Source organism: Aliidongia dinghuensis, from assembly GCF_014643535.1.
In the GTDB taxonomy this organism is placed as follows: domain Bacteria; phylum Pseudomonadota; class Alphaproteobacteria; order ATCC43930; family CGMCC-115725; genus Aliidongia; species Aliidongia dinghuensis.
The window spans coordinates 272,468-289,174 of record NZ_BMJQ01000011.1 but is presented as its reverse complement, the minus strand read 5'-3'; the positions used below and the strand labels follow the sequence as shown (position 1 = coordinate 289,174).

At 67.0% G+C, this 16,707-nt stretch carries 5 protein-coding genes; all 5 read left to right on the top strand.

Features of this window, described 5'->3' with window-relative positions; genetic code table 11:
- Window positions 1-538 precede the first annotated feature (538 nt).
- The 5 genes from IEY58_RS21520 to IEY58_RS21500 all read left to right on the top strand — a co-directional run bounded on the left by IEY58_RS21520 (window position 539) and on the right by IEY58_RS21500 (window position 16,469).
- On the top strand, window positions 539-1,225 hold the full coding sequence (locus tag IEY58_RS21520) for an STN domain-containing protein (RefSeq protein ID WP_189049597.1): 687 nt from the start codon (window positions 539-541) through the stop codon (window positions 1,223-1,225).
- The gene (locus IEY58_RS21515) at window positions 1,225-1,791 is read left to right on the top strand and encodes an RNA polymerase sigma factor (RefSeq protein WP_189049595.1); all 567 of its coding nucleotides are present in this window, start codon (window positions 1,225-1,227) and stop codon (window positions 1,789-1,791) included. Before IEY58_RS21520 ends, IEY58_RS21515 begins: the two co-directional genes overlap by 1 nt.
- 12 nt (window positions 1,792-1,803) lie before the next feature.
- Complete coding sequence (locus tag IEY58_RS21510; RefSeq protein ID WP_189049593.1) at window positions 1,804-2,808, top strand: FecR family protein; 1,005 nt, start codon at window positions 1,804-1,806, stop codon at window positions 2,806-2,808.
- Window positions 2,809-2,951: 143 nt separating this feature from the next.
- A complete protein-coding gene (locus tag IEY58_RS21505; RefSeq protein WP_189049591.1) occupies window positions 2,952-15,188 on the top strand; it encodes a filamentous haemagglutinin family protein in 12,237 nt (4,078 codons plus the stop codon).
- Window positions 15,189-15,380: 192 nt separating this feature from the next.
- Window positions 15,381-16,469 carry a TIGR03032 family protein gene (locus tag IEY58_RS21500; protein ID WP_229743860.1) on the top strand — a complete coding sequence of 363 codons (1,089 nt, stop codon included), beginning with the start codon at window positions 15,381-15,383 and terminating at the stop codon, window positions 16,467-16,469.
- Window positions 16,470-16,707: the final 238 nt, after the last annotated feature.

Genomic DNA, 16,707 nt, shown 5'->3' with positions numbered 1-16,707 from the left:
CTTGGCCAGATCCAGGCCGATTGTCGTAATCTCCATGGCGGATGGCTCCTTTGCTCGGGTTTGCCTGACAGCAACCCACCTTGGCACTCAGATGTCGTGAGCGGGAGCCATCCACCTCATCTGCTTTGGAAAATGCGGTACGACGAACGGACATTCACGCCTGCCCGTCCTTTGTGCTAGGGAGCCGCCCGTTTCCGTGCCGGCACGCTCGCGCAGCCGATGCTCCCCATCGAAGCTTTGCTCGTCCGTAAACCCGTCCAACAATCAATTTATCCGGAAACTCATCGCAGGAAAGTCTTCGGACAAATTGCGCTGCGACCATCAAACGGCCGTCTGCGAACAGGCAAATCGGCAAGCGCTCGGGTTTGATATTCCGAGTGACACCAGCTGGGCGGTTGTCGAGAGACATGTCTCTGTAACAAACCATTCATAAGATCCGCTGGTGCCGCGTGATACTGCTCGCGCCGGTGAAATTTCCGCGCCCCATGCCGAAGACATGCCGGATCTTGCATATCTCCGTCGCGCCCGAATATGTCGGATGCTCTCGATCGGCCTTGGCTTGGCGTCTGTCACGGGACACGGAACAAGGGGGGAGGCTGCACAGATCGCTTCCCAGGAACCTTCTGCCGCGCTCGCTTCCGGACCTGAAATTCAGGTCGAGTTCGATATCCCGGCACAACCCCTCTCGAACGCCCTGCTCGCCTACGGCGCCGCTACCAGTCTCGAAGTCTATTACAATGCGGCCGTGGCACAAGGACGGGTCTCTGCCGCGGTGGCAGGAACGTTTACGCCCGACGCCGCGCTGCGGATGCTGCTTCGGGGTTCGGGGCTGACCTCACAGATGACGGGGCCCAGCGCTTTGACGGTCGTGCCGATGACCGCCGCCGCGCCTTCTCCCACGGCAGATCTCTCGGTCTCGAGCGGACGCTATGAGGGCTATTTTGCGGCGATCCAGGCAGGGGTCGCGGATGCTCTGTGCCATGGCACGGACAGCAGTTGGGCGAATGACGGCGCGATCTTTCGCATCTGGCTGACCACGTCGGGCGTGATCGACCGGGCCGACGAGCTGGTCGGCAGCGCCCACGCCGCGAGTGGCCGCGGCTTCGCCGGCACCATTCGGGGCCTCGCGGTCGGCACCCCGCCACCAGGCATGCCTCAGCCCATCACATTGGCAATCCTGCCCTCCTCCGCGGGCTCGCAGGATTGTCCCCCGGGGGCGAACTGATGGCAGACAGCCGGGAAATTCTGCGCCAGCGCCTTCTGCTCGATTACGATGAGTTGAAAACGCAACTGGCGCGGCGGCTGGGTTCGGCGCATCACGCCGAGGATGCTCTTCAGGATGCCTGGCTGCGGCTGGATGGGACGTCGTCCATCGGCACCATCAGTCGGCCGTTCCCCTATCTGCTGCGCATCGCCTACAATCTTGGCCTGAAGCGTCGCCTGCGCGACCGCGAGGCGAAGACCCTCGACGATGCGCGGGCGGCACTGAACCTTGTGGACGAGACGCCCGGTCCGGCTGAAATCGTCGAGGCGAGGTCGGAGTTCGCGGCATTCGAACGGGCGCTGGCCGAACTCACGCCGCGGCGCAGGGAGATCCTGCTGGCGTCGCGTGCCGACGGGACGCCCCTGCGAGCGATCGCTGATCGCCTTGGTATCTCCCAGCGCCTGGTCGAGATGGAACTGAAGATGGCTCTTATCCACTGCGGCCGCCGTCTCGACCGGAAAATCATCCAGCGTTTCGGTCCGCGGCGGTTTCGGGGATCAGATGAACAAGAGGATGACGTTGGGTGAGGCCGAAATAGGATGACGGGCCCGGACAATCCACCAGCTACGCCGACGAGACTGGAGCATGAAGCCTACGGCTGGGTCGTGCGCTTCATCTCGGGCGAAGCGGGACCGGACGACATCGAGGCGTTGAAGGCCTGGTCGGCGCAAAGCCCCGCCCATGCGGCGGCGTTCGACGAGGCAAGCAAGGTATGGCAGGCTGCGGCTCCGCTCCGGCGGCGGCAGCCGGCTGTGGCCAAGCCCGATACCTTCCGCGCCGTCGAAAGGAGCTACCCGTCCGGGCGGTCGCATCTCGGGCGCCGCGCGTTTTTGGGCGGAGCCTTGGCGGCATCGGCGGCCGGTGCCGCTGCCATGGCCGTGCATCCTCCGCTCGGGCTCTGGCCCTCTTGGTCCGAGTTTGCCGCCGACTATCGGACCGGGATCGGCGAACGACGGCAGATCGTCCTCGCCGGCCATGTCTCGATCGACATGAACACACGGACTTCCGTCGCCCTACGGCCCGCCGGGGGAGAGGTAGGGCAGGTCGAGCTGATCGCTGGCGAGGCGATGATTTCGGCTCTGCCGAAAGCCTCCGGCTCATTCGCGGTCTTCGCAGGCGATGGTCGCGCCATCGCGGCCGATGCGCGGTTCAACATCCGGCGTGACGGCGGTTCGGTCTGCGTCACGTGCATGCAGGGGCAGGTTCGAGTCGAGGCCGGGCCAATGGCACTGCCGCTCTCGGCCGGGCAGCAGGTGGTCTACGCCGGCTCGGACATCGGTACGGCGATCCAGGTCGATTCCGCGGTCGTGGCGGCATGGCAGGACGGCATCGTCATCTTTGATGCGACCCCTGTCGCTCAGGTCATTGAAGAGGTCAACCGTTACCGGCCGGGCCGCGTCATCCTCACGAGCGCAGCGCTGGGACGCGAGCGGTTCAGTGCGCGGTTTCGAATCGCAAGCATCGACGGTGTGGTGGGGCAACTCGAACAAGTCTTTCACGCCCGGGCGACCACGCTACCCGGCGGAATCGTGCTGCTCGGATAGTCCGGGAGGACGGTCGCTAAATCTTTTGGGCCGATCGCATTTTTCCTTTCGGTCCTGCTCGACCTATGGGGATCGCTGAATTGAGAGGGTGGTTCCGCCACTGCCTCGACCCGTCACGCCCCTTGCCGAGAAAGCGCCCCTTCATGCCCGTTCGCGATCTTGCGTTCCGTTCAAACCGCACGTTCCAAGCCGCGCTTCTGGCTTCTGTCAGCGCGCTGACGCTGGTTGCCACGACCACTCCGGCGCACGCACGGAACATCCTGGCGGGCGGAGGAACGTCGCCGGTCGCCAATGCGTCGGCGGCGGCGATGGCATCGGTACAGCAGGCGCAGGCCGCGACGGTGCAGGCGCGGAACTCGCTGGCAGCGGCGACGCAGGCGATCCAGGCCCTGCAGCAGGCGCAGAGTGCCGCGCGCAACCTGTCGCTCCAGGCGCCCAGCACCATCCCGAGCGGGCTCGGGACCGGCGGGCTGCAGGTGGCGCCCGGCATCGGCACCGATCCGACGCTGTGGCAGAACGCGCAGCTTCCGACCGAGAGCGCCAGCGACGGCCAGACCACCGTCACCATCCAGCAGACCGCCCAGAAAGCGATCCTGACCTGGCAGAGTTTCAACCTCTCCAAGGACACGACGGTCCATTTCGACCAGACGGCGGGCAACCAGGCGAACGGCAACAACAACTGGATCGCGCTCAACCGCGTCCAGGATCCCTCAGGCGTGCCAAGCCAGATTCTGGGGACGATCAAGGCCGAGGGCTCGGTCTATCTCATCAACCGCAACGGCATCATCTTCGGCGGCTCGTCCCAGATCGACGTCCATACGCTCATCGCATCCTCGCTGGGCTTCCTCGGCGAGAATGTCACGTCCAACCTGATGCCGGGTTCGGCGGCTTACGACAATGCGGTCTCGGCCAGCAATGCGCTGTTCCTCAACGCGGCCAATGGCGGCATTGCGGCGCCCGAGGCGAGCGGCACCACGAGTTCGACGACGGCCGGCAACCTGGTGCTGGGCCTGGGCACGCAGCTCAGCGGCTCGACGCCCGCCGTCTTCATGCCGTCGGGCGCCATCACGATCCAAGCCGGCGCCGCGATCAACACGCACGCCAACGGAACGAGCAGCGACGGCGGCTTCGTGCTGATCGCCGCCCCCGCCGTGACCAATGCCGGGACGATCACGACGACCGACGGCCAGGCGATCCTGGCGGCGGGCATCGGCGTCAGCCTGCTGCAAAGCCCGACACAATGGCTGGTGCCGGAACTCACAGGACGCGTCAGCGTGAACGGCGTCGATGTGACGCCGGCCGGCTCCCTCGTCAACACCGGCCTGGTGCAGGCGACGACCGGCAACGTCACCCTGCTCGGCAGCAGCGTGACCCAGGCCGGCGTGGTGGGCGTGACGACCAGCGTCAGCCGCCCGGGCAGCATTGTCATCTCGACGGTGGACGAGGCGGATATTGGCGATGTGGCGCCCTATGTGCCGGCGGATCGGCGGGCGGGCGCCCTCGTCGTCAGCGGGATCATCGCCAACCTGCCGGAGGAAGACGGCCAGAGTGTGCCGGCCAGCGGGAGCTCCTTCACCGCCGGCAGAGTGTCGCTGACCGGCGGTTCGGTCTGGCTGCAGAACGGCGCGCTGATCGAGGCGCCGGGGGCGAGCGTAAGCGTCGCAGCACTCAGCGTCGGCAATGCGCCGGCCGGCTCGACGGCGGTGCAGGGTCGTATCTATATCGACAATGGCGCGGTCGTCGACGTGGCGGGGCTGTCGGACGTCCAGCTGCCGATGTCCAGCATTCTGGTGACGATCCCGGTGATCGGCCAGAACGAGCTGGCCGACTCGCCGCTGCTGCGCACCGGCTTCCTCAAGGGCCTGAAGAACGTCGTCATCGACAGCACGCTCTCGGGCACGACCACCGACGGGCTCGCCTGGGTCGGCAGCCCGATCCTGAACGCCGCTGGCTATGCCCAGCTCATCCCGCGCAAGATCGACCAGCTGCTGACCAACGGCGGCGCCATCACGCTAAGCGGCGGGCAGGTGATGACCGCGGCGGGCTCGTCGCTCAATCTCGACGGCGGCTATGTCCATTATCTGGGCGGCACGATCAACACCACGCGTCTCATCGACGCGAGCGGCCATATCGTCGATATCGGCCGGGCCGATCCAACCGATACCTATGTCGGCATCGCCGGACGCTTCTCGGTCTCCCATGGCCGCTGGGGCGTCACCACGATCTATGGCAGCGCCTTGCTGACTGGCGGCACCCACGAGCCCGATTATATCCAGGGCGGCAATGCCGGCAGCTTGAGCGTGTTCGGCGGCCAGGCGACGGTGCTCGACGGCGCGATCTCGGGCCAGGCCTTTGCCGGCATCAAGCAGATGGCCGCGGGCGAGGCGCCCGCGGGCACGGCTTCGGGCGGCAATTTCCTGCCGGGCGGCGGCTCCTTCATCCTGGGAGCCGCCCATGCGTTGACCATGGGCAACGGCGACAGCCTGACCGGCCTGACGGGTGGGGTGAGCATTCGGGATCAGGCGCCCGATCTCGGCGCGCTCGCACCGGATTTCGGGGCCGGGACCGCCCTCGATACGGCGGCGCTGACGGCGCTCGGCGCCAGCAATCCGGACAACGTCCTGGCCTGGACGACAGTGCCGGCCGATACGCTCAACAGCGGCGGCTTTGCCAATGTCACCATCACCGAAGACGACATCAAGGGGCGCGGCATCACCGTCGCCGACGGCACCACGCTCGCGGTGCAGCCGGGCGGCTCCATCACCCTCAATGGCGGGGCCGGCGATCTGTCGGTGCTGGGCAAGCTCATCGCCCCTTCAGGCGCCATCACCGTCAACTTGTCAGCTCTTTTCAGCAGCCCGCACGCCATCACGGTGGGCCCGAATGCGCTGATCAGCGCGGCCGGCCAATGGGTCAACGACCTGACCCCGGGGACGAACGCCGTCGGCGCCGCCACCTTCGTCAATGGCGGCAGCATCTCGCTGAAGACGGCCGAGGCGGAAAACCCGCTCATCAGCGGGTCTGTCGTCGACGCGACGGGCTCGATCCTCCTAGAGGCCGGCAGCATCCTCGACGTCTCGAGCGGCGGCGTCATGCTGCCGACCGGCCAGCTGCTGATGAAGAACGGCATCCCGGTCGGCAAGGGCGGCAGCATTTCGCTGGTCACCTATAATGTGCAGAACGGGAATCAGTTCGGTACGCCGGGCAACACGCTCCCCGGCACGCAGCCGACCCAGGGCCGGCTGGTGCTCGACGGCACCTTGCGGTCTGCCGGCTTCTCGGGCGGCGGGACGCTCACCCTGCAGGGGCTGGGTTTCCAGATCGGCGGCGATCCCACGACGGCACCGGCCTGGGACCTCTCCCTGCCGGCCGATTTCTTCCAGGATCAGGGCTTCGGCAATTACGTGCTGAGTGCCGTCTATGACGCGACGATCGCGCCCGGCACGACGGTTCGCCTGACGCAGCAGAACCTGCTGCCCAACCTCGCGGCGTTGCAAGCGGCGGCGACCGGCGCGAGCCTGTGGGCCGACGGCCTGACCAGCCTCGGCACGCTCGATGCCTATCATCGCCAGGCGACCGGGCTCACGATGACCGCCGGTGACTATACGTCCTGGTCGCCCCGGCCAACCTATGCCGGCGTCACCGGCGGTGTGACGATCGGCGCCGGCGCCACGATCCTCGCCGATGCCGGGGCGTCGATCGACCTCCGCTCGCTGGCGCAGGTGACGGTGCTGGGCTCGATCGTCGCCCATGGCGGCTCGGTCACCCTCGAGGCCGCCAATTCGGGTGCCACGTCAGCGAACAAATCGGTCTGGCTCGGCGCGAATGCGACGCTCGACGTCTCCGGCGTCGCCTTGCAGGATCCGCTCGCGAGCCCGCTCAGTCTCGGCGGCATGCTCGTGACGCCGGTGACCGGCAAGGTGCTGGCCGGCGGCACGGTCTCGCTCTCCAACGACAGCGGCTTCGTGGTGACCGAGGCCGGCTCCGTCATCGACGTCTCGGGCGCGGCCGGCGTCTTCGATCAGCTGCAGGCCAGAACCACGGGGCTTGGTGCGCCGAGCTATGCGCTTGAAGCAGCCTGGAGCGATGCCGGGACGATCACCCTTGCCGCCGGCGGCCTCTATGCCGACGGCACGCTCCGCGGCCAGGCGGGCGCCCCCCAGGGCGAGGGCGGGACGCTGACGATCCTGCCGCAAGCGAGCCTTGCCCCCGGCGGCAGCGCCAAGGGCGTGATCCTGCAGCAGAGCGGCGACCTCGAGCCGGACGGCCTGGCACCGGGGCAAAGCTTCGGCACGCCGACCTACCTGCTGCGCTTCGCCGTCGATCGCCTCAAGGGCTCCGGCCTCTCGACGCTGGTCGTCGGCAATACAGGACTGGTCTCCGGCAACCCGCCGCCGCCCGTGCCGATCGCCTTCGCCGGCGACGTCACGCTCGATCTCGGCCGGGCGGTGATCCTCAATACCAGCCAATTGCTGGCGCTCCCGGCCGGTGCCGCCGCGATTCCGACGCTGACGGCCGGCACCCAAAGCATCGGCGGCACCACGGTCTCGATCAGCGCCCCCTATGTCGAGATCGCCGGGACCGGCAATCTGAACAACGCCACGCCCCCGATGACGACCCCGGCCCTGGCCGATGGCAAGCTCGTGATCAACGCGGGGTTCATCGATCTGACGAACCAGGTGGCGCTCGGCAATTTCGGCGCGGCGAGCTTCACCAGCAGCGGCGATATCCGCCTCTCCTCCACCAATACGGGCGATAGCAGCGCGCTGCAGCCGGGCGAGCTGTTCTCGGCCGGCAACTTGACCTTCAAGGCCGCCGACCTCTATCCGGCGAGCGGCGAGGGTTTCATCATTGACGCGACGGGACCGGCGCCGACCACGGTCACGTTCCTCGGGAACGGCGCCTCCGGCATGCCGCTTTCGGCCGGCGGCAGCCTGCTCGTCGATGCCGCCACCATCGTGCAATCGGGCACCGTGCGGGCCCCGTCCGGCTCGATCGTGCTGGGCGTCGGCAATGCCGCCGACGCGGCGACCCTCGCGCAATTTGGCAACCTGCCGCTCACCAATACGCAAGCCGTGTCGCTCACGGCGGGCAGTGTGACCTCCGTCTCGCTCGACGGCGCCGTCGTGCCCTACGGCGTCACGATCGACGGCACGGAATGGCAATATGGCGCCGTGCCCAATCAGGCCACCACGCCCGTCTTGACGGCGCCGCCATCGAAGATCATCGCCGTCAACGGCGCGAACGTCGCGCTCGACAAGGGTGCGGTGGTCGATCTCTCGGGCGGCGGCGACCTGCAGGCGATACAATGGGTCCCCGGCACCGGCGGCAGCCGCGATGTGCTGTCGCAGTATAACCTCAGCTATCCGGCGAGCGGTGCCGCGGTCGCGACGCCGCTCTACCCGGATGCGCGCAACATCTATGCGATCCTGCCGGGCGCTCAGGCGCCGGTCGCAGCCTATGACCCGGTCTATGCGCAGGTGACGCTGCCCACCACCCAGGCCAATGGCACGGCGTCGAGCCAGACGGCGGCGAGCGGCGTCGGCCAGGCAGCGATCGGCGGCAAGATCGGCCAGTCGGTCTATCTCGCCGGTGTGCCGGGCCTTCCCGACGGGGTTTATACCCTGCTCCCCGCCAAATACGCGACCCTGCCGGGCGCTTACCGCGTCGTGGAGAATACCGGCGCGACCAACGTCGTCCCGGGCCAGAGCGTCACGACGGCCGACGGCACGCATCTGGTTTCGGGCTATTACGTCGATGGCCTGAGCGGTGCGACGAGGTCGACCGTCAGCCAGTTCGAGGTGCAGTCCGCTGCAGTGTGGCAGCAATATTCGGCCTACAGTCTCACCAGCGCGAACACGTTCTTTCCGACGCTGGCGGCGAATGCGGGGCATGTCGTCCCGCCCCTGCCGATCGATGCCGGCCGGCTGGTGCTGGCCGCGACGAACAGCCTGGTGCTCCAGACGACGCTCCAGGCCGCGGCGGCCGCGGGCGGGGCGGCGGCCGAGGTCGACATCGCCGCGCAGGATATCCAGATCGTCGGGTCCGGCGAACCGGCGCTCGCCGGCTATCTGCAGCTCTCGGCCGACGGCCTCGACGCGCTCGGCGCCGGCAGCCTGCTGATCGGCGGCACGCGCACGCCGACCACGACCGGCGTCACCATGAATGCGCTCGCCGACAGCGTCGTGGTCTCGAACGATGCGACGAACCCGCTGACCGGGCCCGAGATCATCCTCGTCACCAAGACCGATCCGACTGGCACCGATCCCAATGCCGCGAACGGCCTGCGCATCGACGGCGGCAGCATCGTCACGGCGAGCGGCAGCCTCGGCGGCCCCGCCGGTGTCGCCGGCACGACCAGCGGCGACGGCGCGACGGTGCGCGTCTCGAACGGCGGCGCCTTCACCTTCACCCGCACGAACCTGCCGACGACCTCGCAGGCGCTGCTCACGGTCGGCGCCGGCGCGGTCCTGGCCGGCGGCCAGAACCTCACGCTCGACAGTTCCGGGACTCTGCATTTCGATCCGGCGGCCAGCTTCTCCGGCCATTCGATCACCGTCGATGCCGGCGCCATCACCTTCACCAACGAGACCGCCGCCGGCCTACCGGGCTTCGTCGTCGGTCAGGACGGACTGGCGCAGTTCGCCCATGCCAGCCAGGTCGCCCTGCGCAGTTACGGCGCCATCGGCTTCGTAGGCAATGTCACCGTCGGGTTCGGCAATGCCGTCGAACTGTCGGCCGGCAGCTTCACCGGCGATGGCGGCACCGTCATCCTCAACGCGCCGCTGATCACCTTCACCAATGCGCTCGGCGCCCCGGTTCCAACCGCGGTCGCCGGCTCGGGATCGTTGACGGTCAACGCCAGCGAGATCGATCTCGGCGCCCGCAACAAGGTGCTCTCCGGCTTCGGCGCCGTGACGATGGCCGCGACCGGCGGCATCGTCGGGCAGAATACCGGCACCCTCGATCTGGGGGCGGCTAATGCGACGCTCGCGGCCCCGGTCTATCTGGCCGACACCGGTTCGAACACGACGCTCAAGACGACCGGCGCGCTGCGCTTGAATCCGGCCGCCGGCCCGGCGCCGGCGTCCAATCCTGCCGGCGGCGCCATCAGCTTCGTCGGCGCGACGGTGGCCGACAATGGTGCCGCGATCCTGGCGCCGGGCGGCAATATCAGCTTGCGGGCGACCGGCGGCGACCTCACCCTCGCCGGCGGCTCGCTGGTCAGCTCGGCGGGCGTGTCGAAGGCCTTCTACGACATCATTCAGTACGCGCCGGGCGGCGCGATCAGCCTGACCGCCGACACCGGCGCGGTCGTGCTCCAGCCGGGGGCCACGCTCGACTTCTCCGGGGCCAAGGGCGGCGGTGCCGCCGGCAGCCTGACGCTCTCGGCGCCCGTCCAGTCGGTGCAGCTGAACGGCACGCTCAAAGGCGGGGCAGCGGCCGGCTTCCTCGGCGGCTCGTTCTCGCTCGATACCGGCGGTGCCATCGACCTCGACAATCTCACGGCGACGCTCGCCTCGAGCGGCGTCGATGATGCGATCACCGTGCATACGCGGGCCGGCAACCTTACGCTGTCGGCGGGCAATACGCTGACCGCCCATGCGGTCTCGCTGACCGCCGACGGCGGCGCCGGCGGCCAGGACCCGACCAACGGCAACGTCAATATTCTCGGCACGATCAATGCCGCCGGCACGGCGGGGGGCGAGATCGACCTCTACGGCAAGAGCGGCGTCGATCTCGAAGGATCGCTGATCGCCACCGGCTCCAGCGCCACCAAGCGCGGCGGCACGGTCAATATCGGCACGGTCGGCAATCCCGACACGGTCGGCGGCGTGGTGCAGCTCGATCCGACCTATGGCTACGAGCTCGTCTCCGCAGCCAATTCCGGCGCGATCACGCTCGGCGCCAACGCCCTGATCGACGTCTCGGGCGGCGCGGCCGGCGGCCTGTCCGGCGGCACGGTCAGCTTCCGTGCGCCGCTGCTTGCCAATGGCGACGTCAACGTCACCATCGCGCCGACGGCCCGGATCAAAGGCTCGCGCAGCACCACACTTGAAGCCTTCGCGGTCTGGAGCACGACCGATCCGCTGACCTACGGCGCGAGCAAGCATTTCGACGGGCTGGTCGATCCGGCCGGCTGGTACAACGCCGATGGCACCCTTGTCTCCGGCAGTTGGACCGATCAGAGCGGCAACGCACTACCAACGCCAACCGCCGACCAACTCGCAAGCTATCTCGCCAACGACTATTTCACGCCGAGCGCGGCCAATACCGATCACCAGACCTTCTACGGCTATCAGAACGGCGACGCGACCGCCGCCGTGCCCGGCACGCTGATGGGCTTCGTCGAGAATTTCCCGATCGCCTCTGCGACCACCGCGCGGTTCGCCAATATCGCCAACTTCGCGGTGACGCCGGGGATCGAGCTGGACAATCCCGATCCGGCGATCAACGGCGGCAATATCACCGTGCTCACCAACTGGAACCTCGGCGCGGGAAGTTCCCCGACCAATCTCGCCTACCGTTACAAGGGGCAGGCGCCGACCATCACGTTCAAGGCCGAGAACGATTTTCAGGCCAAGGCCAGCCTCTCCGATGGTTTCTTTCAGGTTACGAACCCGATCTCACCAGGTACGAGCAGCACCGTCTTTGCATTCGATCCGACGAACTATGGCACGGTTCAATATCTTTACTCGACTAAGAGAGTTAATAAAGCGGGAGCGAATCCTCTCACGTATTACGGAATCAATAGTTCAAACCCATATTATGCAGGTCTGGTCAGTCCTCCCGTGAATCTGACAAGCGGAAATCCGGCGCAGATCGCCGAATATTACGCCATGTATGAGGCGTACGCCGATTACTTACAGTCAGTTCCCAATCCAGCGGTCTATGACACAAATGGCTACCCGATAGCGGCGTTTTTGCATCGGACCATTGGCGTTACCAATTCCGGCGGGCCAACACCGCCCTCCGCCCAAGAGCAGGCGGCTAATCCGCTCTCATACTTTAAATATGTTCAAGATTATGCAACATATTCATACTATGCGTTGAGCAATTACGCTCCACTTAACCAATTAATGCCTCCGGCTGCGCAACCGGTCACGGTTGTTAGCGGTGGCGTGCCCGTCGCCGGCGGGCAAACCTTTACCTTCACGACAGCCCCAACACTCGACAACACGCCGTCGCCCGTCAACAACGCCGCCAACCCGCTGCCGTTAACCCAGGCGTCGTTGAACGCTGGCAGCAGCACCTCCTACCGATTGACGGCCGGCGCCGACTTCGCGGCCGCTAATCCCGGAGCGACGCGGCCGGCGAGCAGTGGTGACGTCACCCTCGATGGCCATCTGTCCTATTTCGACAAGAACAACCAGACGATCAACGCGCCGACGATGATCCGCACCGGCACGGGATCGATCGACATAGCCGCGGCGAACGACGTGCTCCTGCTCGATACGACCGCGCCGGGCGCGATCTACACCGCCGGCACGCCCGCCGGCGACGCGCCGGTGGGCACATCGACCAGCATCGTTACGGGTAAGAATACCTATAGCGGAACGACCTTCGGCGCTTATGATCTGTTGGCGACCGGCACCGTCAATCCGGATGCGGCGGGCGACATCTCCATCCGTGCCGGCAACGACATCGCGGGCATCGAGAGCCTGGGCAACACGGGCGCCGTCAACAACCAGTTCTGGTGGCCGTGGATGCAGACCGGCAACAGCTATGCCAACGGTCAGATCGTCCAGACCTCGATCAACTTCGGCGGCTTCGATCAGGGCGTGATGAGCGTCGGCGGCAATGTCGCGATCACGGCGGGCGGCAACATCGCCAATCTGGCGGTATCGCTGCCCACCACCTGGTATCTCAGCAACGGCAACCAGACGGTCAACACCGTCGGCGGCGGCGACCTGACGGTGAAGGCAGGCGGCGATATCCTGAGCGGCGACTATTTCGTCGCCAGGGGCACCGCCACGCTCACTGCCGGCGGATCGATCGGGTCGAGCGGCCTCACCCAGACCTTCTTCGGCGTGACCAAGCCGGTCTCGACCGTCCTTGCCGCGCAGGACGCGGTGTTCAACGTCAGCGCCCGCCAGGGCGCGGATATCGGCGCGATGGTCGACCCGTCCTATCTTCAAGGCGGCGCGGTCGCCAACGGCTATGGCCTGCGCAACGACGCACAGAGCTATTCCCCCACGTCGGCACTGAACCTGGCATCCACCACCGGCGACGTGGCGCTCAACACGCTGACCGATCTGACGCTGATCGGCGCCGGTGTCGGCGGCACGGACGCAGCGGCCGTCCTGCCGTCCACGGTGACGCTCACCGCCTTCACTGGCGGTATCTCGATCCAGCGCGGCGGGCTGCTCTATCCCTCGGCCACCGGGCAGCTCAGCCTGATCGCCGATCGGTCGATCCAGATCTACGGGAACAACTTCACGTCGGGCGGCGGGGGTCTCTCTCTCGATTTCGGCCTGATCGATGCGCCGGCGAGCTCGCTGCCGTCGCCACTCGCTCCGCTGCACACCCTGTTCAACGGCGACCTCACCTCCGCCGCGCCGGCCGACCATGCATCGACGCCGCTCCACGCCGGAGATAGCCAGCCGGTGCGGATCTACAGCCTGAACGGCGACATCGTCGACGGCTTCCTCGAGCCCACCGGACAGAATGCCGGCCTTTATGACCAGAGCCTTCTGATCGGTGTCGACAAGCCGGCGCAGATCTATGCCGCAACCGACATCGTCAACCTGAACTTCCTCGGCCAGAATCTGCGCACCGACGACATCACCCGCATCGTCGCCGGCCATGACATCCTCGACGTCAACCAGGGCGTATCGTTTCAGGTCGGGGCCGCGTTCGCTTCGCTGAACCTGGGCGGTCCCGGTACGTTCGACGTCGAGGCAGGGCACGACATCAGCCTCGCCAATCCCGTCCTGCTGACCTCGACCAACCCCTATGCCGGGACCGGCGCCAGCGCGGTGGCGCCGCGCGGCATCGTAACGCTCGGCAATAGCGCCAACCCCTACCTGCCGCACGAGAGCGCCGATATCGAGGTGCTGTTCGGCGTCGGCAAGGGCATCGCCAATGCCGCCTTCATCCAGGCCTATGTCGATCCCGCCGTGGCGACGCCGTCCGTGGAGACGGCGCTCATCGCATTCATGCAGCAGTATGACGCGGGCCAGGGCATCGAGACTGGTCTCGCGAAGGACAAGCCCACCGTGTCCCTGACGCTCGACCAGGCCTGGTCCGAGTTCCAGGCGCTGCCGGCCGCCGTGCAGCAGATTTTCAACCAGAAAGCTCTGTTCACGGTGCTGGCCGACGTTGGCAAGGCCTATAACGATCCGACCAGCGCCTTCTACCAGCAATATGCCCGGGGCTATCAGGCGATCAACACGCTCTTTCCGGCCGGCCTGGGCTATACCGCCAACAGCCTCGCCGGCGGCACCAATGGCGGCAAGCCAGTCCCGACCGGCAACCTCGACATCCGCAGTTCCGCGATCCAGACCCAGCAGGGCGGCAACATCACCATCCTGGGTCCCGGCGGCCAGGCCCTGGTGGGTGCGGCCGCCGCGGCGCCCAGCTTCCTCAATCTCGACGGCAAGACCGTCGTCGGACCGAGCGCGTTCGGCATCCTGACGCTCGAGCAGGGCAACGTGAACATCTTCACCGACCAGAGCCTGCTGCTGGCGCAGAGCCGCGTCTTCACCGAGCAGGGCGGCGACATGGTGATCTGGTCGTCGAACGGCGACATCAATGCCGGCAAGGGCGCCAAGACCATCGCCGACGTGCCGCCGCCGCTCTATGTCAGCGATGACGACCACTACAACACGCTCGATGCCCGCGGCGAGGTGACCGGCGCCGGCATCGCGACCCTGCAGACCATCCCGGGGGCCGCACCTGGCAGCGTCTACCTGATCGCGCCGCGCGGCACGGTCGACGCCGGTGCGGCCGGCATCCGCGTCTCGGGCAACCTGTTCGTGGCCGCCCTGCAGGTCGCCAATGCCGACAACATCCAGGTCCAGGGCACCGCGGTCGGCGTGCCGCACCAGGCCTCGGTCGACGTCGGTGGCTTGACATCAGCCTCGAACGCGGCCGGTGCTGCGGCCAATGCGGCGAGCGACGCCGCCAGGCAGACCAACCGGGGCGGCCCGCAGGACCTGCCGTCGATCATCACCGTCGAGGTCATCGGCTATGGCGGCAGCGACGGGACGCCGGCGCAAGGAACGCAGGAGGAGAATCGTCGCAAGAAAGAGGGTCGGCAGAGTGAAAACCGGCGCCAGGACCCGCGGAGCCGTGTGCAGGTGCTTGCTGCTGGAGACATTACGGAAGAGCAGGCGCGGCAGTTGATGCAGGAAAAGCAAGCGGCAGTCCGGCAATAGAGCAATGGAGGCTGGGATGTACATCATCGATACCGTCAACTGCGACGTCCGATGCGTTATCGGCGCGGCGGCTGTGCCAACCCGAAATGAGCAGAAATGAGCCAGCAGGTCTCAGCAGAGCGAATATCCCTCGTCGGAAATGGCGATGATGTCCACGCGGCTCCCGTAAAGGAGCCGCCGCCTGGCCCCGATGTGCAGCCTTCCCTGATCGACCTGCGCGACCGGGGCCAGTTCCTGCATGTGCTGGCGACGCTCGGCTGCTCGCTCGCCTTGAGCCGGCGGCCGTCTGGCGTAGCGCTGCTGGGCGTCACTGACGGCGTGCCGACCCTGGCCGCCTGCCTGCTGCCGCGCTCCATGGGGCTCGCGGCTGCCGGCAATCGGCTCGCCATTGCCACGACGCGCGAGCTGATGATCTTCGCCAACGTCACGACCCTGGCGCCGCTCTATCCGAAGAAGCCGGACCATTACGACGCCGTGTTCGTACCGCGCCAGAGCTACTACACCGGCTATTGCGACCTGCACGACATGGCGTTCGACAAGAACATCGTGCTCGCGGTCAACACGCGCTGGTCCTGCATCAGCGTCATCGACGGCTATTTCAACTTCACGCCGATCTGGCAGCCGCCGTTCGTGACCGACTTCACCGGCGACGACCGCTGCCACCTGAACGGCATGGCGTTCCACGACGGCAAGCTGCGCTATGCGACGGCGCTCGGTCAAACCAACACACCGAGCGGCTGGCGCGACGGCATGGCCGAGGGCGGCATCCTGATGGAGGTGCCGTCCGGCCGGATCGTGGCGGGCAACCTCTCCATGCCGCATTCGCCGCGCATCATCGACGGGGCGCTCTACGTGCTCGAGGGCGGGCGCGGCCTGCTGCTGCGGATCGATCCGGCCTCGGGGGCGAGAGAGGTCGTCGCCAAGCTGCCGGGCTTTACCCATGGGCTCGCGGGCTATCGCGGCGTGCTGTTCGTCGGCCTGTCGAAGCTCCGGCAGAAGCGCGGGCCCCAAGGCCTGCCGATCGAGGCGGAGCAGGACGAACTCATGGCCGGCGTGGCCGCGGTCGAGGCGCGGAGCGGCCGCATCCTCGGCGTCCTCGAATTCGTCACCGGCACGGACGAGATCTTCGACCTGCAGGTGCTGCCCGACATCCGCCGCGGCGAGATCCTGGCGCCCAACCAATGGTTCGAGCAGCCCTCCATCGTCACCATGAAGGGCGGCATGTGGGAGCAGCGTCCGGAGGCGGCGGAGAACGACGAGCCCGGCGCCCCGGCCGGTTGACCGGCACCACAGCCCTACGGCCGCTCCAGAAGCGCCTGAACGGATCGGCGCTTCCGCGAATTCCGGCCCTTGTCCGCCAAACGGTGCAAATCCGGTGCTTTCACCTGGTGATGGACTGGACTCGCACCTCACCGAGCTATGGCCGGTTTCGGGAAGCGTGGGAATTTGGCAGAACGGCCGGGATGGGCGCGAGGCCGCCCGGCCGCTCTTCGGCTCGGATGGGCCGAGAGCAGAACGG